18 protein-coding genes and 1 pseudogene are annotated in these 21,001 nt (G+C 35.1%); 9 read left to right on the top strand and 10 right to left on the bottom strand.

Going from position 1 to position 21,001, the window contains the following annotated elements; genetic code table 11:
- A partial coding sequence (locus D9R05_RS12865) for a choice-of-anchor L domain-containing protein (protein ID WP_162984988.1) occupies positions 1-3,127 on the bottom strand: 3,127 nt, incomplete at its 3' end.
- Between the two features lie 258 nt (positions 3,128-3,385).
- Between D9R05_RS12865 and folE the strand changes: the two genes are divergently transcribed.
- From folE to D9R05_RS12890, 5 genes are all read left to right on the top strand, one after another.
- Positions 3,386-4,063 (top strand): GTP cyclohydrolase I FolE, encoded by a 678-nt coding sequence (gene folE, locus D9R05_RS12870; protein ID WP_121667638.1) that lies wholly within the window; start codon positions 3,386-3,388, stop codon positions 4,061-4,063.
- 36 nt (positions 4,064-4,099) lie between these two features.
- A complete protein-coding gene (cysS, locus tag D9R05_RS12875; RefSeq protein ID WP_121667639.1) occupies positions 4,100-5,584 on the top strand; it encodes a cysteine--tRNA ligase in 1,485 nt (494 codons plus the stop codon).
- Between the two features lies 1 nt (position 5,585).
- Positions 5,586-5,822: a membrane protein insertion efficiency factor YidD gene (gene yidD / locus D9R05_RS12880; RefSeq protein ID WP_121667640.1), complete on the top strand. Its 237-nt coding sequence runs from the start codon at positions 5,586-5,588 to the stop codon at positions 5,820-5,822.
- An 80-nt stretch (positions 5,823-5,902) separates the two neighbouring features.
- The gene (lgt, locus tag D9R05_RS12885) at positions 5,903-6,736 is read left to right on the top strand and encodes a prolipoprotein diacylglyceryl transferase (protein WP_121667641.1); all 834 of its coding nucleotides are present in this window, start codon (positions 5,903-5,905) and stop codon (positions 6,734-6,736) included.
- Positions 6,729-7,232, top strand: coding sequence for a DUF192 domain-containing protein (locus tag D9R05_RS12890; RefSeq protein WP_121667642.1), 504 nt, complete (start codon positions 6,729-6,731; stop codon positions 7,230-7,232). Before lgt ends, D9R05_RS12890 begins: the two co-directional genes overlap by 8 nt.
- 411 nt (positions 7,233-7,643) lie before the next feature.
- Here D9R05_RS12890 and secDF read toward each other — a convergent pair whose 3' ends face one another.
- The 4 genes and pseudogenes from secDF to gyrB form a co-directional block, all read right to left on the bottom strand.
- Positions 7,644-10,658 (bottom strand): protein translocase subunit SecDF, encoded by a 3,015-nt coding sequence (secDF, locus tag D9R05_RS12895; protein WP_121667643.1) that lies wholly within the window; start codon positions 10,656-10,658, stop codon positions 7,644-7,646.
- Between the two features lie 240 nt (positions 10,659-10,898).
- Complete coding sequence (gene mdh, locus D9R05_RS12900; protein WP_121667644.1) at positions 10,899-11,825, bottom strand: malate dehydrogenase; 927 nt, start codon at positions 11,823-11,825, stop codon at positions 10,899-10,901.
- Positions 11,826-11,961: 136 nt separating this feature from the next.
- Positions 11,962-12,942 (bottom strand): annotated as a pseudogene (locus D9R05_RS12905) (DUF6588 family protein); the annotation flags it as partial.
- Positions 12,943-13,060: 118 nt separating this feature from the next.
- Complete coding sequence (gyrB, locus tag D9R05_RS12910) at positions 13,061-14,998, bottom strand: DNA topoisomerase (ATP-hydrolyzing) subunit B (protein WP_121667646.1); 1,938 nt, start codon at positions 14,996-14,998, stop codon at positions 13,061-13,063.
- Between the two features lie 232 nt (positions 14,999-15,230).
- Here gyrB and D9R05_RS12915 point away from each other — a divergent pair, with 232 nt between their 5' ends.
- Entirely contained in the window at positions 15,231-15,773 is a 543-nt protein-coding gene (locus D9R05_RS12915) for a DUF2911 domain-containing protein (RefSeq protein WP_121667647.1), read from the top strand.
- A gap of 168 nt (positions 15,774-15,941) precedes the next feature.
- On the opposite strand, the gene D9R05_RS12920 is transcribed toward D9R05_RS12915, so the two are convergent.
- From D9R05_RS12920 to D9R05_RS12940, 5 genes are all read right to left on the bottom strand, one after another.
- Positions 15,942-16,571 (bottom strand): low molecular weight phosphatase family protein, encoded by a 630-nt coding sequence (locus tag D9R05_RS12920; RefSeq protein WP_240463072.1) that lies wholly within the window; start codon positions 16,569-16,571, stop codon positions 15,942-15,944.
- An 8-nt stretch (positions 16,572-16,579) separates the two neighbouring features.
- Positions 16,580-17,620, bottom strand: coding sequence for an ACR3 family arsenite efflux transporter (gene arsB, locus D9R05_RS12925; protein WP_121667648.1), 1,041 nt, complete (start codon positions 17,618-17,620; stop codon positions 16,580-16,582).
- Between the two features lie 10 nt (positions 17,621-17,630).
- Positions 17,631-18,143 (bottom strand): DUF6428 family protein, encoded by a 513-nt coding sequence (locus D9R05_RS12930; RefSeq protein WP_121667649.1) that lies wholly within the window; start codon positions 18,141-18,143, stop codon positions 17,631-17,633.
- A 55-nt stretch (positions 18,144-18,198) separates the two neighbouring features.
- Positions 18,199-18,528 (bottom strand): ArsR/SmtB family transcription factor, encoded by a 330-nt coding sequence (locus D9R05_RS12935; protein WP_121667650.1) that lies wholly within the window; start codon positions 18,526-18,528, stop codon positions 18,199-18,201.
- Between the two features lie 71 nt (positions 18,529-18,599).
- Entirely contained in the window at positions 18,600-19,232 is a 633-nt protein-coding gene (locus tag D9R05_RS12940) for a 7-carboxy-7-deazaguanine synthase QueE (RefSeq protein ID WP_121667749.1), read from the bottom strand.
- Between the two features lie 131 nt (positions 19,233-19,363).
- On the opposite strand from D9R05_RS12940, the gene D9R05_RS12945 reads away from it, so the two are divergent.
- The 3 genes from D9R05_RS12945 (at position 19,364) to D9R05_RS12955 (ending at position 21,001) form a co-directional block, all read left to right on the top strand.
- Positions 19,364-19,921: a hypothetical protein gene (locus tag D9R05_RS12945; protein ID WP_121667651.1), complete on the top strand. Its 558-nt coding sequence runs from the start codon at positions 19,364-19,366 to the stop codon at positions 19,919-19,921.
- Positions 19,922-20,111: 190 nt separating this feature from the next.
- Complete coding sequence (locus D9R05_RS12950; protein ID WP_240463074.1) at positions 20,112-20,735, top strand: inorganic diphosphatase; 624 nt, start codon at positions 20,112-20,114, stop codon at positions 20,733-20,735.
- Positions 20,736-20,818: 83 nt separating this feature from the next.
- Positions 20,819-21,001, top strand: a complete 183-nt coding sequence (locus D9R05_RS12955) for a hypothetical protein (RefSeq protein ID WP_121667653.1) — start codon at positions 20,819-20,821, stop codon at positions 20,999-21,001.

Here is a 21,001-nt window from a genome sequence, read left to right on the forward strand (position 1 = left end):
CTTCCGCTATGGTCTCATAATAACTTACCGTAAAATCATTCGCATCTTGTGCGCCTAATAAAATAGGCGTATTTTGTGTTAAATCGTATACAGCATCTCCATTGGTATCGGTATCACAATAACTTAAATCCGGAACCGGATTCGCAATTCCATTCTCATAACTAGTGATCGTAAAACTAGCTACGGCATAACAGCTCGTTAGCGTATTACTCTCTACGCGTACCCAGATCGTCTGAGGACTTGCACTATTCTCATAAGCTGTTGGAGTGCCTATTGCAGGTGTGCCCGCCTCAGCTGAAGCCTCATCCTCATAATAACTTACACTGTAATCGGAAGACCCTTGGTCTGCGCCTAATGCTACCGAATCGTTTTGAGTTAAATCGAATACTGCACTCCCATTACTGTCCGAATCGCATTCTTCTAGGTTATCAACACTCACTACCTCTGTAATGATTGTACAGACTTCAAAGCTTGTTGTGTTGTAACAACTAGTATCTGCATTGTTTTCTATGCGCACATAGATGGTCATACAGCCTTCTGCTAAACCTGGCTGATAAACATCAGGTGCAGAAATAACATTGGTACCTGCTTCTGCATCGGCACTATTCTCATAATAGCTTACCGTAAAATCATTAGAATCTTGAGCGCCTAATACTACAACTGTATTTTGCGTTAAGTCTACTTCTTCTAAACCATCTACATAACAGTAGTTAATCAAATCTGGCGTGTTGGCTATTCCGCTTGGAATCGCTTCTATGAAAAAGCTGTTATCCGCTGCATAGCAGTTTGGGCTTTCATTATTTTCTACACGAACAAAGATCTCTTGCGGGTTTGCTAAAGTGTTTTCATAGGCAGTAGGAGTCCCAATTGGTGTGTCTCCCGCATCTGCTAAAGCTTGACTCTCGTAATAACTTACCGTATATTCATCAGAAGCTAAACCATCTAATGCCGCAGCGTCATTCTCTGTTAAATCAAATTCTGTAACATCATCATTCTCCGGGTCACACTCGGTAAGGTCTTGCATGTCGCCAACATTTATTCCGCCGATACATAATTCAAAACTTGCGGTATCATAACAGTTTGTCAACTCTCCTTCAGCTACACCTTCAATTCTAACAAATATTTCTTCACACACATCAGCAGATCCTGTAAAAACATATTCAGTTGGGTTTAGGATAGGAGAAGTTGCGTCATCTGCATCTTCTTCTGAAGTATAATACGTAATCTCAAAGTCTTCTGCATCTTGATCACCTAAAACATTATCATCATTAGCGGTTAAATCAAAAAGTGTTTCTTCTGTTTCGTTGCTACACAAGAATAGGTCTTCAGGATTATTGGCCAAAGCATCTGGTGTAGGTAAAAACTCAACCAAAATAACATCGGAGCTCACACAATCATCTAGATACTGAAAAACAGCTTCATAATTTCCGGGTTCTGTAACTTCTAAAGTAGCTTGATCTTCTCCCGGAAGAAGCTCTCCGTCCTGGTACCATTCTATAGTAACGCCATCAATCACACTTAAGCCTACATCTAAGGTTACCGTTTGCCCTTCACAAGTAGCGGTACCATTTACAGCAGTAATATCTGATCCTAAGTCAACAGAACCAATATCAAAACTTCCGGCTTCTAAAAATACGGCAGAATTAAGTGCAGTATCATTTCTGTCTGCAATAGCTAATTTAATATGATATTGTTCACCTGGAATTACCGTAGACTGAGCTGTCATTATCACGGTATTTCCTCTAAGATTAATAGGAGCTGAAGAAGGGTTTGCGCCTCCAGCACCATAAAAAGTATCAAAATACCCCACGTTTTGGGATGCACAACCACCATTATATGTATCATCCCTAACTGTAGTAACAGCAACAGGTGTATTAGTCCCGGGAACTACCGCTAAATTAGTTGTATTTCCATTAGAATCTGTTAGAAAAAAAGCAAATACGTCAGAAAAAGAACATTGAAACCCACCATACTCATCCGATGCAAATAAAAAGTTAAAACTCATTTGATCTGCAAAGGAAACGAAATCAAATTCTATAATACTAGCATTTTCAGAATCTGAAGTAGTATTTCCTTCAATTTCTTGAATTAAATCTGTCAAATCCGCATCACCAGGCCAACCTGTGCCACCAGAACTTTGCGAACCAGTCTCTCCTTGAGTGGCCGGGGTAGACCCAGTAGCTCCGGGAACATCGTTTAAAGCATCTCCCGAATACAAAACAACACCGTCTTCAATTGGAAACGATGAATTATTTTGATTGAAATACCCTATTCCATTTACATCACCAAAATTTGTACCTGTACTCCAAGTTATATTAGAAATATTTGCACAGGGATTATCAATGAGTACATCTTCAACCAATTCCGGAACCGTATAAGTTGTAGTATCTACTTCCAAAACAAAGAATTCTACTACTACTTCAAAAATAAGGGTATGCGAACATCCAAAGTCGTCAGTGACAATCAAGTTTATTTCATAAGTTCCAGTAGCATCAAACTCATGACTTACCGTTTCGCCAAAAGCAGAAGTTCCATCGTCAAAATCCCATTCATAGGTAGCATTCTCTCCACTATTTTCAAAAACAGCAGTCCCTTCAAAAGTAATTTCCTCTAAAACCGCTACTTCGTATGTACCGGGGGCTATTAAGTCTGAAGGAGAAACACTAATCAACTCCGGATCAATTTCCTGACAAGGTTCTTCACAAGAGATTTCTGCTTCCCAGCCTGCTAAAGGAGAAAAGTTCCCATCGGGGACAAACTCAAAGGTTAAACAACCTGTAGGATTTCCTCCACTTGCGATGACAGTTCCCGGATTATTCGCTCCGGTATAATCATCGATTAAAGGTGCATCCGTAGAGTCTCCATCATAAATGTATAAATAATCAGAAGCCCCAGCAATAAGAAATTCCGTAAAATCTACTCGAACACGCATATCACCTTCAGGACATAAGGTTAAGACTTGCGTTTCTTCCCCCGAAAAAGAGGAGTAAGTAGCATCTGGCCCACCTTCGTCGTAAAAGTTTCCAGAACATTGTTGAAATTCTCCATCTTGCATTAATATGTCTTGTGCAAATACAGAAGAGCTCATACCAAAGATGAAGAAAAAGAATAGTAATTTTATTTTCATAAGTTAAATTTTATAATAAAAAAACACACAACTACAGATTTTTTAACCTAGTTGCTATTAGTAAAACAATTTATCTTTTAAAATCCCCCTGGTAATTTTGTTAAAAAATCATCAGAAAATTATTAATTCTGGAAAAGTAATAAATTATTTGCTTCTAAAAAAAAGTAGGCATCTCTTTTAATGTAATTACAGTGAACTATGCTAAAAGCCGAAAAATCTGTATCTTTGCATTCTTAAATGTTTTAGAGGACTAAACACATGAAAATAGATAATATATTGGATGATATTGAAGAAGTGGGAGACAACCACGTAGGTTCTAGTCAAGAAAACCCTATTAGAAAAGATGCTTTTGAATTAAGCGACTTAGAAAAAATAGCTTCCATTAAAGAAGATGTAAACCGTATTCTACATACACTCGGGATGGATTTAACTGACGACAGTTTAAGAGGTACTCCACAACGTGTAGCAAAAATGTTTGTAAACGAAATTTTTGCCGGTCTTCATCCCGACAGAAAACCCAAAGCCTCTGTATTTGAAAATAAATACAAATACGGGGAAATGCTGGTTGAAAAAAACATCACCGTTTACTCTACTTGCGAGCACCATCTACTTCCCATTGTTGGTCGAGCTCACGTTGCCTATATCTCTAACGGAACAGTCGTTGGCCTTTCTAAAATGAATAGAATTGTAGATTATTTTGCTAAACGCCCGCAAGTTCAAGAACGCATGACTATGCAAATTGTAAAAGAATTACAAGAAGTATTAGGCACAGAAGATGTGGCTTGCGTTGTTGACGCTAAGCATCTTTGCGTGAACAGTCGTGGGATTCGCGATATTGAAAGCAGCACAGTAACTAGTGAGTTTGGCGGTAAATTTAAAGAAAATGCCACCCGTCGTGAATTTTTAGACTACATAAAACTCGATACCGACTTTTAAACCGCACTCACTTTATTTCTTAAAAAATAAGAATCAATGGCTTTGTACGAAGAACAAAACTTAAAAATTTACAACTCATTAAACGGAGAAAAAGAACTTTTTAAACCGCTAACTGACGGCTACGTAGGAATGTACGTGTGTGGACCAACAGTATATAGCAATGTTCACCTTGGGAATTGTCGTACGTTTATTTCTTTTGATCTGGTTTTTCGTTACCTAAAACACCTAGGCTATAAAGTGCGCTATGTCCGTAATATTACCGATGCAGGACATTTAGAAAATGACGCCGAAACCGGTGAAGATCGTATTGCCAAAAAAGCAAGATTAGAAGAAATTGAACCAATGGAAGTGGTTCAAAAATATACAGTAGATTTTCATCAAATTTTACAAAAATTCAACAACCTTCCACCTAGTATAGAGCCTACAGCTACAGGACATATTGTTGAGCAAATTGAAATAATCAAAGAAATCATAGAGAAAGGATTTGCATACGAAGCCAACGGATCGGTTTATTTTGATGTATTAAAATATAACGAAAAAAATCACTACGGAATTTTAAGCGGAAGAAAGCTAGAAGATATGATTGCCAATACGCGCGAACTTACCGCTCAAGACGATAAAAAAAATCCACAAGATTTTGCTTTATGGAAAAAAGCAGAACCACAGCATATTATGCGCTGGCCTTCGCCTTGGAGTGTGGGTTTCCCGGGATGGCACTTAGAATGTACAGTTATGAGTTCTAAGTATTTAGGAAATGAGTTTGATATTCACGGTGGTGGTATGGATTTAAAATTCCCACATCATGAATGTGAAATTGCGCAAGGAAAAGCAGCTACCGGAAAAAATCCGGTAAATTATTGGATGCACGCTAATATGCTTACTTTAAATGGTAAAAAAATGGCAAAAAGTACCGGTAATAATATTTTACCCACAGATTTATTTTCGGGAGATAATGATGTTTTGTCAAAAGCTTTTGCCCCGAGTGTTGCTCGTTTTTTCATGCTACAAGCTAACTACCGTAGTATTTTAGATTTTTCTGATGAAGCATTGACTGCTGCAGAAAAAGGCTTTCAAAAATTAATGGATGCCATTGCATTACTTCCAAAATTACCGACTTCAGAAAAATCATCTTTTGACGTACAATCTTGGAAACAGACTTGCTATGACGCCATGAACGATGACTTTAATAGTCCGATTTTAATTGCTCAATTATTTGAAGCTGTAAAACAGATCAATGCTATTGAAGCCGGTAAAGTCAGCATTAATAAAAATGATTTAGAAACGCTCGAACAAACTATCAAAGCATTTACTTTTGATGTTTTAGGCCTAGAAGCTACAGCAGTACTAGAAAATAATCAAGATACTGAACGCTTAGGCAATATTGTTGAGCTCTTAATCGATTTAAGGAATCAAGCGCGAGCAGATAGAGATTACGCTACAAGCGATAAAATTAGAGATAAGCTAGCAGCTAATGGCATCAGTTTAAAAGACAAAAAAGGCAAAACAACTTATTCCCTTTAACATGTTAGAAAAGGTATTGATAGCGCCATTTATTTTTTTAATAAAAATCTATCAATACTTTATTTCTCCTTTAGCTCCCGCCTCGTGTAGATTTCAACCGACCTGTTCCTCTTACTGCTTAAAAGCTTTAAAAACACACGGACTCTTAGCAGGTATAGGTTTAAGTATAGTAAGAATAAGCAAATGTCATCCTTGGGGTAGTTCCGGGTACGATCCGGTTCCTCCTAAAAAAGATTAGCCTTAAAATCTTCAGTATAGAACTGCTCTAAACTCAATCAAATATTTATCTTTACACTTCTAATTTTTTAAAACCTACTCATGCTTACTTCAGCTATTGTTTGGGATCCTTCAAAAGGAATTGATCTCGGTTTTTATGTTATTCGCTACTACAGTTTAATGTACCTTATTGCCTTTACTCTTGGCTGGTTTATTATTAAAAAAATTTATAAGCGTGAAGAAATAGCTGAGGAAAAATTAGATCCTTTGTTCATTTATACAGTTTTAGCAACACTAATTGGTGCGCGTTTAGGTCACGTTTTATTTTACCAAACCGAATTAATTTGGCAAGATCCGCTTTCTATAGTATTACCTGCTCGCTTTGTGCCCGAGTTTGAATTTACCGGGTTTCAAGGTTTAGCAAGTCACGGTGCCGCAATCGGAATAATCATTGCAATGTATTTTTACAGCAAAAAAGTATTGAAAAAACCAATGCTATGGATATTAGACCGTATTGTAATTCCCGTAGCTAGTGGAGGTGTCTTCATAAGAATAGGGAATTTTATAAATTCAGAAATTATAGGAAAGCCTACAGGAACGGATTATGGAGTAATATTTAAGCAATTAGGTGAATCCTTTCCTAGACATCCGGCCCAATTATACGAAGCAGGTTGTTATATTATTGTCTTTTTAATTCTATGGATAATTTATTGGAAAACTGATAAACGAAAGAACACAGGCTTTATTTTTGGTTTATTTTTAGTGTTACTATGGACCGTTCGTTTCTTTGTAGAATTTGTAAAAGAAGCACAAGTTGGCGAACGCGCCACGTGGGCCTTAAATACCGGTCAATGGTTAAGCATCCCCTTTATTTTAATCGGTTTGTTTTTAATTTTCAGATCCCTAAAGCAATTAAAAGCCAATCAACATGTATAAAAAATGCTTTACTGTTTTATGCTTCGTAGGGATACTTGCTATGTGCAATATTTCTTGTAAGAATAATACCGATAAAAACTTAAAAAAAGTAACCACTAAACAACCTAGCTTCAAAAAAGAAGGAACGCTATTGTTTCTAAATAAATCAAACGACACCATCGCAAACATAGCGATAGAAATTGCTGACAATTCCTATGAGCATCAAACCGGATTGATGTATCGTAAGTCAATGAAAGAAGACCGAGGAATGCTTTTCATATATAGTGAAGAACTTGCCCGACCAAATTTTTATATGAAAAACACCTACATTCCCTTAGACCTTATTTATATTAACAGCGCAAATAAGATTGTAGATATTAATAGAAACGCAAAGCCGATGGACGAAAGCCCAATTCCTTCTGAAGCTGCTTCTCAATATGTATTAGAAGTCAATGCAGGAATGGCAGATCAATGGAAAATAAGCCTTGGTGATCGTGCAATTTTTAACAGAGAATAAGTTATACATTCTTTACATTTCATTGATAAAATTATTTTCTTCTGATAAAAACCTCAAAAGACTTTACATATAGCATTCAATAAACCAAGGGGTCTTTATTGCATATCTACTTGAGGTCTAAGTAAAGCTTTCTCCATAGCAATCAACTTATTAAAGCACAGAAAATACAATGTAGGTTTACACTGAATCTACTATTATACAGACAAACATAGTTACGCTATAGTTTCAGTGTGGACTTAGTAGCACGAATACCTCTATAAGCTAGGCTTTAAACATAGGTAAAATATCAATATCATTGTAATGTAATTTAAAAAACACCAATCTGCAAGCAATTATTCTTTTAAACACTAACACTAAAAAGCCGTCTAAAATTTAGACGGCTTTTTAAAATATATCAGATTAAAGAGAATTTTACGCTTGTACCGGCTCTTCCTCTTCTTTCTCTTCTTCTTTTGCACGTAACAACTCATCACTCTTTTTCTTCGCCGTATCATACATAATTGGCGTTGCAATGAAAAGTGAAGAATATGTACCAACAAGTACACCAATAATTAAAGCAAACATAAAGCCTCTAATACTTTCACCTCCAAAAATAAAGATCGCTAATAATACAATTAAAGTAGTTAATGAAGTATTCAAGGTACGGCTAATCGTACTGTTTAATGCTGAATTAATTGTTTTATGGAATGCCCAAGTAGAATGCTCTTTAAAAAACTCTCTAATTCTATCAAATACAACTACTGTATCATTCAAGGAATAACCTACAACTGTTAAGATCGCCGCAATAAAAGCCTGATTAATTTCCATACTAAACGGCATAAAGCTTTTTGCGATAGAGAAAATTCCTAAAATGATTAACACATCATGGAAAACTGCCGCTACAGCTCCTAAACTAAATTGCCATTTTCTAAATCTAAATAAGATATATAAAAACACTACAATTAAAGATCCAAGAACAGCCCAAATTGAAGCTTTTTTAATATCATCAGCAATAGTCGGACCTACTTTCATAGAAGACATAACCCCTACCTCTGCTGCGCTATCATCATCCACTGTTTTAAATTGGTTATAAGTTAACCCACTAGGTAAAAAAGGCTGAAGTGTTGTAAACATCATTTCTGAAATCTCGTTATCAACCTCAGTTCCTTCTTCTTCCACTTTATATTTTGTCGTAATCTTTAATTGATTATCAGCTCCGAAAGTTTTCGCCTCTGCACTACCAAAAGTGGCCACTAAATCTTTTTCAATCTCCGTTGCATTTACATCTTGATCAAAACGAACAGTATAAGTTCTTCCTCCAACAAAATCAACTCCTTGATTTAAACCACTAATCGCTAATGAAGCTAAACTCGCAATAATTAAGATAGAAGAAATCACATAACCTGCTTTTCGCTTTGCAATAAATTTGATGCTCATATTTTGGAATAGATTCTTAGTTGCTCCTGTAGAAAAAGCTAATGATTTTCCATTCTTACCGTAGCCATCAATAAATAATCGTGTTACGAAAATAGCTGTAAACAATGATGTACATATACCTATTAATAAGGTGGTTGCAAAACCTTTAATTGGACCTGTTCCGAAAACTAATAAGATAATTCCGGTTAAACCTGTAGTGATGTTTGCATCAAGAATTGACGAAAGTGCATTACTAAACCCGTCTTTAATTGATTCAGCTTGACTTTTTCCTTTCGCTAGTTCTTCACGAATTCGCTCAAAAATAAGTACGTTAGCATCTACCGACATACCAATTGTTAACACAATACCTGCTATACCCGGTAAAGTTAAAACCGCTCCTAAACCTGCTAAAACACCAAAAATAAACAATATGTTTACCGCTAAAGCGACATCTGCAAAAGCCCCGGCTTTTCCATAATAAAAAACCATCCAAACTAACACAAAAGCTAAAGCAATTAAGAAAGACATAACTCCACTATCTATTGCTTCTTGTCCTAAAGATGGTCCAACCACTTCGCTCTGTACAATATCTGCAGAAGCAGGCAATTTACCCGCTCTTAATACGTTTGCTAAATCTTGCCCTTCTGTTACTGTAAAATCTCCTGAAATCTCACTACGTCCTCCAGAAATTGGACCTGTAGTAACTCCAGGTGCTGAATATACAATATCATCTAGAACAATGGCGATTTGAGAACCTTGTTTATAAGCTGTTCCGGTCATTTCTTCCCACTTCTTCGCACCTTTGCCATTCATCTCCATAGAAACAGCAATTCTACCTAACTGATCATAGGTCTGCGTAGCATCAGTTATTACACTTCCGCTTAAATCCGGCTCATTTTGCTTATTAGCTTTTAAAGCATATAAATCAATAAGTTCATTACCTTCCACAGAAGATGGAATTCCCCAAACAAATTTTGCATACTTTTTATCTGCTGATAATAAAGAACGCACTTGAGGCATTCTCATATATTTATTTACCGTAGCTGTATCTTTTAAAGCAAAAGTTGCAATTACCGGCCCACGAGGACCTCCTTGCATAATGCTAGCAAGTGGTTGGCGTGCAACCTCTTCCTCTTCTGCTTCCGCATCAGCTAATAAATCATCTATATCTTCTTCTTGCAAAGCTGCTGTAGTATCTTTTTCTGTTTCAGCCTCCGCTTTTTCTGGAGCTAAAACTTGTTTCAATTTAGCATTTGCTTGCGCTAAGAATGAATTAAATTCTTGTCCTTTAAATACATGCCAAAATTCTAATTGTGCGGTGCTTTGTAGTAAGTCTTTTACACGCTCAATATCTTTTGCTCCTGGAAGCTCGACTAAAATTCTTCCTGAATCTCCTAAACGCTGAATATTTGGTTGTGTAACCCCAAATTTATCGATACGTTTACGTAAAACTTCAAATGCAGAGGTAATACTTTCGTCAACTTTTCTTTTTAAAACTTGTTGAACTTGTTGATTAGACATTTCGAAGTTGATATCATCACTCAAGTTTTTATTGGCAAAAATATCCGGTGAAGCTAATTTTGCATCAGGAAGTTCAGTAAATTCTTGAAAGAAAAGATCTAAATAATCATCTTGACTATCAGACTGCGCTTGATCAGCTTGTGCTAAAGCCTTTCTAAATGCAGGATCAGTAGAATTATCAGATAATTCTACCAGAATATCTTTCACCGATATTTGAAGAATAACATTGATACCTCCTTTTAAATCAAGTCCTTTGTTAAGTTCTTTATCTTTTGCAGTTTCGTAAGTAATTCCGGCAAAAATATTATTCTTACCAATAGAATCTAAATACCTGGTTTCTACCTGTTCCCTTTTACTTGAGTAATCTTCTACATCTTCACTTACCTGTTGTTTAGCAAATGTTTCTGCATCTCCTTCTACTTTATTGGTTATGAAGGTAAATGATAGTTGGTAAATACACACCAAACCAAATAAAACCGCGAATAGCCTAATTAGTCCCTTATTCTGCATTATTCCTTGAAATTATTTATTTTTAAATTTAAAACGGACAAATATAGGGTTTCAAAAAAGAAATGACAATAATTTTTTTAAGATAAATTTCACAAAAAAGCCTGTTGATGTATGATTTATCAACAGGCTTTTTATTAATTTATGATTATTATCCCAACTAAATACTCAAATGAAGTATCAAACTTGCTTTTTAAAGCTCAATTTATCTATACTCACATTTAAAATTTAGCTAACTAGAACTTATATATCTAATAATCCATTGGTTTTTTTCACCCCTTCGGCACTTTCTTTAAGCTTATTTTTCTCAGCATCATTTAATTCAATTTCAACAATTTTCTCGATACCGTTTTTCCCTAAAACAACAGGAACGCCAATACACAAATCGTTTAAACCATATTCTCCTTCTAACAAGGCAGAACAAGGAAACATTTTTTGCTGATCGCAAGCGATGGCTTGCACTAATCCAGATACTGCAGCTCCAGGAGCATACCAAGCACTTGTTCCTAACATTTTAGTTAAGGTTGCACCTCCTACTTTGGTGTCATCAGCAACTTGATTTAAGCGATCTTCTTCTAAAAATTCTGAAGCCAACACACTGTTTCTTGTTGCTAATCTTGTTAAAGGAACCATTCCTTTATCACTATGACCACCAATTACCATTCCATCTACATCAGAAATTGGCGCTTCTAATGCTTCGGCTAAGCGATATTTAAAACGTGCACTATCTAAAGCACCACCCATACCTATAATTCTGTTTTTAGGAAGGTTTGTAGATTTATGCACTAAGTAGGTCATTGTGTCCATTGGGTTACTTACCACAATAATAGTTACATCAGGAGAATGCTTAATAATGTTTGAAGAAACTTCTTTTACAATTCCGGCATTAATTCCGATTAATTCTTCTCTAGTCATTCCCGGTTTACGTGGAATCCCACTAGTTATTACCGCTATATCACTACCAGCTGTTTTGGAATAATCGTTTGTGCTTCCCGTAATTTTTGTATCAAAACCGTTTAATGAAGCGGTCTGCATTAAATCCATTGCTTTTCCTTCAGCATAGTCTTCCTTAATGTCTAGTAAAACTACTTCTGAAGCAAAATCTTTAATTGCAATGTACTCTGCGCAGCTTGCTCCTACGGCTCCTGCTCCTACTACTGTAACTTTCATTATATTATCTTTAAAATTAATTATTATGAATTTTAACCAAAACGCTAAAATACGAAATTGAAATTATTTAAATCAATAACAAAGGGTTAAAAGCTTGAATATTACCCATCAATGTTTAATAAAACAAAAAATGCAATTATTTTGCATTAAATCGATACCCCACTCCTAGGGTTATATTATAAAACTCTTGAATATTAAAAGCTGTATTAACGTGAAATGCCCCCAAACTAAGATTTGCTCCTAACGTAGCATTAAAACCATTCACTTCGTTTTTTACGGTATAATTATCTAACAAGTTTTGGAATTGACTATCTTCTTCTGCCAATTTATAAACTCCTTTAAACTTTGTCTTTGAATTTGCTGTTAAATATCCGATACCTCCATAAAAATTAAGCTTAGAAAATTTTGTTGAAGTAAGCACTGCAAACGTCCACGTATCCATTTCTGAATCTATTCCTTGATCAGTATTTTGCTCACCAGATTCTTTAATATCATAAAATCCATTAAACTTTGTATATCCTGCCAAAGCCGCTATATGCAAAGGAAATTTATTTTCTTCTGCCAACCAACTCGTTATCTCGTGTTGAAGCCCTACCCCATATAATTTCTTTTCCACATCTCCGTAATTTATTTTTGGCGCATACCGAACTTTCAACTCTGTCCCTTTTATAAGTCCCACACTTGCTTGTAAAAAAACATTTGGCGCACTATTCACCTCTCCTTCATCAATCCCTTGAGGCAATTCCACTTCTAAAGCTTCCGTTCCTTGATCGGTTTCGTAATCAATTAAAGCAATGATATCGGGATCATTTCTTCCAAAAATTGTAGCCACGTCTTTTTCCATAGCTCCGTCTTTAAACCTAATATTATTATAATCATTTGTATTCACTAAGAAGGAATTTTCTTCTCTTTTTACAAAAGTCAAATTACCGATCAAATCAACATCTACCTCTAAAAACTTTTTAGATGCAGCACTATTATACCATCCATTATTAACGTTATACATTACCCCTTGTGCAGCCGGCGAAATATATGATTTTCCGAATTTTGTAATATTCTCGATAGCATAGGTTACTACTTCTCCAATATTAGTTTGTGCAAAAAAAACTTGTGTAAAAAAAGAAGTAAAATAAAAGTGATTTTTTTCATGGTTGACTAGAGTTTAAGTTTTTAAATAAAAAACTCGTGCTTAAAAAGAAAAAGCACGAGTTTTAAAAAAAGGTATTTAATATATTTTATGCATCAATATTAGCATATACAGCATTCTTCTCGATAAACTCTCGACGAGGTGGCACCTCATCCCCCATTAACATAGAGAAAATACGATCTGCCTCACTTGCATTGTCGATTGTAACTTGACGCAACGTTCTAAATTCAGGATTCATGGTTGTATCCCACAATTGTTCAGCATTCATCTCTCCAAGCCCCTTATAACGTTGAATATTTAAACCGCCGGCATACTCTGCTGCAATTGCATCACGCTCTTTCTCATTCCACGCATAACGTTTTTTACTTCCTTTCTTAATTAAGTATAAAGGAGGTGTTGCTATAAAAATATGCCCCGCTTCAATTAATTCACGCATATACCGGAAGAAAAATGTAAGAATTAAGGTAGCAATGTGACTTCCGTCGACATCCGCATCACACATAATGACAATTTTATGGTAACGTAATTTATCTAAATTTAAAGCTTTACTATCTTCTTCTGTACCAATAGTAACACCTAGAGCGGTATAAATATTTCTAATTTCTTCGTTTTCAAAAACCTTGTGTTGCATGGCTTTCTCCACGTTCAAAATTTTCCCTCGCAACGGTAAAATAGCCTGGAAGTTACGATCCCTTCCTTGTTTTGCTGTTCCTCCTGCAGAATCTCCCTCTACTAAAAACACTTCGCAAATTTTAGGGTCTTGTTCCGAACAATCTGAAAGTTTACCCGGAAGTCCGCCACCACTCATCACGGTTTTACGTTGCACCATTTCTCTAGCTTTTTTAGCTGCATGACGCGCTTGCGCTGCTAAAATCACTTTTTGTACAATGGTCTTTGCATCATTTGGGTTTTCTTCCAAATAAATATCCAGCATTTCAGAAACAGCCTGTGAAACCGCTGAAGTTACTTCTCGGTTTCCTAATTTTGTTTTGGTCTGTCCTTCAAACTGAGGTTCAGCTACTTTCACTGAAACAATTGCAGTTAAGCCTTCACGAAAATCATCTCCCGAAATTTCAAACTTTAGCTTATCTAACATTCCCGAAGCGTCGGCATATTTCTTTAATGTTGATGTTAGACCTCTTCTAAAACCAGATAAGTGCGTTCCGCCTTCGTGTGTATTAATATTATTTACATACGAATGTAAATTTTCACCATAAGAATTGTTATAAATCATGGCTACTTCTACAGGGATTTCATTCTTTTCCCCTTCCATAGCAATAACATCGCCGATAATTGGCTCACGCGTAGCATCTAAAAAGCGAATAAACTCTTTTAAACCTTCCTCAGAATGGAATTTATCACTACGGTATTCACCTTTTTCGTCTTTCTCTCGCTTATCAATTAAAGAAATTTTGATTCCCTTATTTAGGAATGCTAATTCTCTTAACCTGCTGGCAAGCGTATCATAATTATAGCGCGTGCCATCTTTAAAAATTGTAGGATCCGGCTGAAAAGTAACTACCGTACCTGTAAAATCTGTATCTCCGGTACTTTTAACCGGATATAATGGTTTTCCTCTTTCGTATTCTTGCTCCCAAACTTTTCCTTGTTTATGAACATAGGCATGCAAATGCTCTGATAGTGCATTAACACAACTTACCCCAACTCCGTGTAAACCACCGGAAACTTTGTAAGAATCTTTATCAAATTTACCACCTGCTCCAATTTTAGTCATAACAACTTCTAAAGCTGAAACCCCTTCTTTTTTATGAAGATCTATAGGAATCCCTCGCCCATTATCTTTGGTAGTAATAGAACCGTTTTCGTTAATAACGACATCAATTGCATCGCAATGACCTGCCATAGCTTCATCAATAGAGTTATCTACCACCTCATAAACCAAGTGATGCAATCCTCTATTCCCTACATCTCCAATATACATCGATGGACGCATTCTTACGTGCTCCATTCCTTCTAGCGCCTGAATACTATCGGCAGAATAATTCTTTTTTACTTCTTCACTCATACAATTCAAAAATTAACATAGTAAGAACACAAATATAGAAAAACAAGGGGTTCTACGGAAACCTAAATTCCCTGCCACTCTTGAAGTTATTAACAATATTTGTAAAAAACTCCCGAAAAAAATTGTATTTATAGGTGACCGCAATAAAAATCTATTTTTAACATAAATAAAGTATTCTCTTAACAAGTGTTTATTACTCTAAATATTATCTTTTCTGAAAACAAATTTTATTATGAAACAATTTTTCAGTTTAGTATGTATTTGCGTTTTCACCGTTTTAGGCACAAACGCGCAAGATTTTTCTGATTTAGACAAAAGTCCGATGGAAGTGGCAATTATTAGAAATACAGACCACTCACCAATGGCACGTATTATTTATAGCAGTCCGCGAAAAAAAGGACGGGAAATTTTTGGTGATCTAGTACCTTATGATAAGGTTTGGCGTACCGGTGCAAACGAGGCTACGGAAATCACTTTCTATGATGATATGCGAATTGCCGGAAATAAAATTCCATCGGGTACATATACACTTTACACTATCCCCGGAAAAAGTGAATGGACTATTATTTTAAATAAAAACATTAATGTCTGGGGAACTATTAGTAATTACAAAAAAGAACAAGATTTAGTACGTATTAAAGCACCTGCAAGAACTGCAGCCGCTACTATTGAAAATTTCTCTGTAACTTTTCAACCCACTGAAAACGGTACAAAATTATTAATGGGTTGGGATGATAAATTTGTTGAAGTTCCTTTTCAAAATGTAGAGAAGTAACTTTCTATTAAACCTATTAATAAAAAAAAGGCTGTCTAAAAAGTTAACTTTTGTCAACCTGAACTTGATTCAGGTTCTCATACTAATTTGTATTTCAGCAATATGAGATTCTGAAATAAATTCAGAATGACGCTTTTTTAATCTTTTTAGACAGCCTCTTTTTATTGATTAAAGTTTAGAAAATACATAAAGCATTTCTCTACCGACTTCATAGATTTTTGCTTTGTACTTTTCTATAGCATTTGGTTGTTTATCGTAAACCTTAGGATCTTCATAGGTCAACGAAATTCTATGCGAACTACCTGGCACAAAAGGACAGCCGCCATCTGCTTGCGAACAAACCATTACCGCTATAAAGTTTTTTTGAGGATTAAATTTATTCTCAAAACGCTTCGAAAAAAGTAGGTTTGCGTAAGCTTCATCGTTTAGTGAGGTTAATTTATATTTCGGATTCTCTTCTTCAGTTATTTGTTGAAACTCAAAACCTACTAAACTTAATGCTTTAACCATATTAGGATGAAAAGCCGTAGCTTCTGTTCCTCCGGAAAATGCTTCAATTGTTGTTTTTTTATAATAATCAGCCAAGGTATTGATCCAAATTTCTCCCAACTGACTCCTTCTAGAGTTATGCGTGCAAATCATCATTACCTTTGCTTTTTCAAAAGAAGAAATATCAGTTTTTATAGCTTCTACCAAACTATCTAATTGCGTTCTTCGCGTTTCTGAAATTGATGTCATTTGATTTAACAATTCTTGAATCAATTCTTCTAGCTGTGTATTACTTGCGTGTAATTTCATCTGTAATTTTATTTATAGTATTTTTTCTTCAACCAAAAAGCTACGCGAACTAAAGCAATGAGTACCGGAACTTCAACCAACGGACCAATAACACCGGTAAAGGCTTGTCCGCTATTTAAACCAAATACAGCAATTGCTACAGCTATCGCTAATTCAAAATTATTTCCCGAAGCTGTAAAGGCTACAGAAGCATTTACCGGATAAGAAGCGCCAATAGCTTTGCTGGTAAAAAAACCGATGATAAACATAGCGATAAAATAAATAATCAGCGGTACTGCAATTAATAGCACATCAAAAGGAATAGTGACAATTAATTCTCCTTTTAAGCTGAACATTATAACAATAGTAAACAATAAAGCTATTAAAGTTACAGGGGAAATTTTTGGTATAAAAACCGTGTTATACCAATGTTCTCCTTTTAACTTTACACCTATAAATCGGGTGAGAATTCCCATTATAAATGGAACGCCTAAATAAATGGCAACACTTTCTGCAATTGTTGCTATTGAAATATCTACAATTGCACCTTCAAAACCAAAAAGCGGGGGTAATTTGGTAATAAAAAGCCACGCGTAAAAACTATAAGCAAACACCTGAAAAACACTATTTAACGCAACTAAACCTGCTCCGTATTCCGAGCTTCCTTCAGCTAAATCATTCCAAACCAATACCATTGCAATACAACGAGCTAAACCAATTAAGATTAGTCCCACCATATATTCCGGGTGATCTTGCAGAAAAATTAACGCTAACCCAAACATCAACAACGGCCCGACAATCCAATTTAAAAATAAAGATAAGCCTAAGGTTTTTACATCTTTAAAGATTTTAGGCAGTAATTTATAATTCACTTTTGCTAAAGGCGGATACATCATTAAAATTAATCCGATAGCTATTGGAATATTGGTAGAACCTGAACTAAATGAGTTAATAAGCTCTGGAAAATCCGGGTAAAAATAACCTAACCCAACCCCTATTAACATTGCCACTAAAATCCAAACGGTTAAAAACCGGTCTAAAAAAGACATTTTCTTATTACTCTTTGTCATTGTACTGTATTTAGCAACATCCGCTGTTTGGTGAACAAGTTGATTTTTCTTCTGAAGCTGGAACCGGCGCGCAACAAGCAAGTGCTGCTTCTTCTGGAGTTTCTGCTCGATCTTTTGCTTTACAGGTTGTATTTTCTACCCCGAGTTTTACAATAATTAAATTCTCTTTATGCTGAATTTCACGAACCGGTAAAACTGCGGTATGAAAAGTTTGATTTCCATATTCAAATTTTAAGTCAGCTTTAGTGTTTATCGGTCTAATTTTATGCACCAATTGAAAAATCTCTATAGCCTTTTTTGCGCTTACGGCGTGCTGTGGTTCAGGAACCGGATTTTCCCAAATTTGCACATGGGTTTCTTCCCATTTATTTTGCTTTCCACCACAATCTACGGTATCAAAATTCACATTTTTAATTTCTGTTAAATGAAAATCTGCGCGTGCAAAATTTCCTTCTTCGTATGCGAATAGTAAATTAGCTGTCGGTTGTTTTTCTAATTCTTTTAAAAATTCTGATGTATTCATTTCACTTTTGATTATTGTTATATCGCAATATTACGATTAATTGATTTAAATTTTTTTAGCAGCAAGAATTGTCAGCAGGATTTCTATTAAAAAAATGCATCAATAGATTTTGAACCTCTAACCATTTATCGGAATCTATACAATAACAAACTCGCGTACCTTCTATATCTCCTTTTATTAAACCAACATTTTTCAATTCACGCAAATGCTGACTAATAGTAGGTTGTGCCAAACCAATTTCGTTTACCAAGTCGCCACAAACGCAAGAATTCTTTTCAAAAAGATATTGCAAAATTGCTACTCGTGCAGGGTGACCTATTACTTTGGCTATGGTTGCTAACTCATTTTGAGCGTCGGTAAATATTTCTGATTTGGTGATTCCCATAATTCATTTATTCATTGCAATATTACGATGAATAATTTTTTTATAAAAATTTTCGGCTGATTTTTTTTATACTATGGAATATTCAAGTATTTATGTGTTTGTAGCGAAACTTTCCACTTTGGATTTTGCATTACGTAATCTACAATAAGCGGAATAATTTTATCGCGAACGCTCCATTCCGGTTGTAAGTAGAGAATACAGTCTTTATTAACTTTTGCAGCTTGCTCTTCAGCAAATTTAAAATCGTGTTTATTAAAAATAATCACCTTTAATTCATTCGCTTTTTCATAAACTTCTGGCTGTGGAAGTTTTATTTTTTTTGGAGAAAGGCAAATCCAATCCCAAATCCCAGTAAGTTTATAAGCACCGGAAGTTTCTATATGAATCTGAGCATTTTTTTCTTTTAATCGACTGGTTATTTCAGTCATATCCCACGTAAGTGGTTCTCCACCGGTAATCACAACGGTATCACTATATTTTATTGCATTGTCTACAATTCTTTCGGTAACGGTTGGTGGATGTTTTTCGGCATCCCAACTTTCTTTTACATCGCACCAATGACAGCCTACATCGCAACCGCCAATTCTAATAAAATAAGCCGCAGTTCCTTTGTGGAAACCTTCGCCCTGAATGGTATAAAACTCCTCCATTAACGGAAGCATTTTTCCTTCTTCTACAAGCTTTTCTATATCTGCCTTTTTCATGGGTACAAAGATAGTCATTCAAGAAAAGAGCACCCTAGACTTTTATTCTTTTTTGAGGCTTTTCTTAAAATCGAAAAATAATTTCTACAAGCGCTTAACTATTCCTATTTTTACGGAAAATAATTTGAATTATGAAAAAGCTCCTTTTAGCAAGTTTTTGTTTTGGTTTTATTTTTACCAGCTGCACCACTGAAGAAAAAACCGATCCGTTTTCAATCACCAAAACCAACATTGGGTTACTAACAAAAGAAGTTCAAGTAAAACAATTAGATTCAATTTTTGCAAATGACTCTATTGTTAAAAAAAGTAGAAACCAAGGATTTAGTGCCGGAAGCGAAATCTATGTGTATGATAATAAAGGAAAGGAATTGTTATTGTTAGATCCAGTACAAAGTTTTGACAGCACCAGTACTATTGCTAATATAGAAATAAAAGATCCGCGTTTTAAAACCCTTAAAGGATTAAATTCTGAAAGTACTTTTAAAGACATTAACGAAAATTATAAAATTTCTAGAATAGAGAATACTTTAAAAACCGCTGTTATTTTTATTGATGAAATAAATGCCTATGTTACCATAGATAAAGAATCAATTTCAGGAACAGCGCGCTATAATACCGATGTAAAAATTGAACCATCACAAATACCTGATGATGCAAAAATTAAACATTTTTGGATTGGTTGGAAATAGTTTTTTTTATAGAACTCATCTTGACTTTTTTCATTTTCTAAAAAATAATTGAAATCCCCCTATATTTCGTTAATTTTTTTAGCCGTAACAATGCGATGCCTTTCAAAAAATTATCTCATCTATGCAAATTTCACTTCATTTTCGGTTAAATACTAAAAATCAAAATGAGTTCCTAGTCAATTTTTTTCGCGTGAAAAATTTAATTTTTATTGGTATAGCTATGTTATTTTTTTCTTGTGCTGAAAAAGCTAAAACGGAAGAAACAAATACAATTGAAAAGACTGATTTTTATAAGCTCCCTAGCTTTTCTAAAGATAGTGTTTTGCAAGCGGTTATTGAAATTCCGGCAGGTACAAACCACAAAATTGAATACAATCCTATTAAGAAAAAATTTATAACAGACAGCATCAACGGGAAAGCTAGAGTTATCGATTTTCTACCTTATTTAGGAAATTACGGATTTATCCCTTCTACTTTTTCTGATCCAAAAAAGGGAGGCGATGGTGATGCGTTAGATATTTTAGTTTTATCAGAAAGCGTACCTACAGGAACCGTTATGCAAGTTACCCCGATTGCATTAATCAGGTTAATTGATGAAGGCGAAAGCGATTACAAAATTCTAGCGGTTCCAACAAACAGTGCTCAGCAAATTATACAGGCGAAAAATTTTAACGAACTCTCCGTTAATTATCCTGAAATAAGAAAGGTAATAGGAATTTGGTTTCAAGAATATGACCCAAATGATAAGGTTATTATAAAAAACTGGGGTGGAGAACACGCCGCTAAAAAAGAAATAAAGCGCTGGCAAAAATAATTTCAAGTCTTTAGAAAATGTTAATCCTTCTTCAGCTTCATCAATAACTCAGTATCTTTAATCACTAACTAATACAAACCACTATGATTAAAATACTAGGAATTGTACTTACCGTTGTCGGAATGATTGGCCTAATTTTAGGTATTTTCGGGATTTTTGGAAGCATTAATATTCCGGGAGCTTGGCCTTTTGCCATTGTAGGACTAATTTTTTTCTTATCAGGAATTGGCATCATTAAAAGAAAAAAAGACACAGACGAGGTGTAG

It is taken from the genome of Mesonia aquimarina, from assembly GCF_003667275.1.
Classification (GTDB): domain Bacteria; phylum Bacteroidota; class Bacteroidia; order Flavobacteriales; family Flavobacteriaceae; genus Mesonia; species Mesonia aquimarina.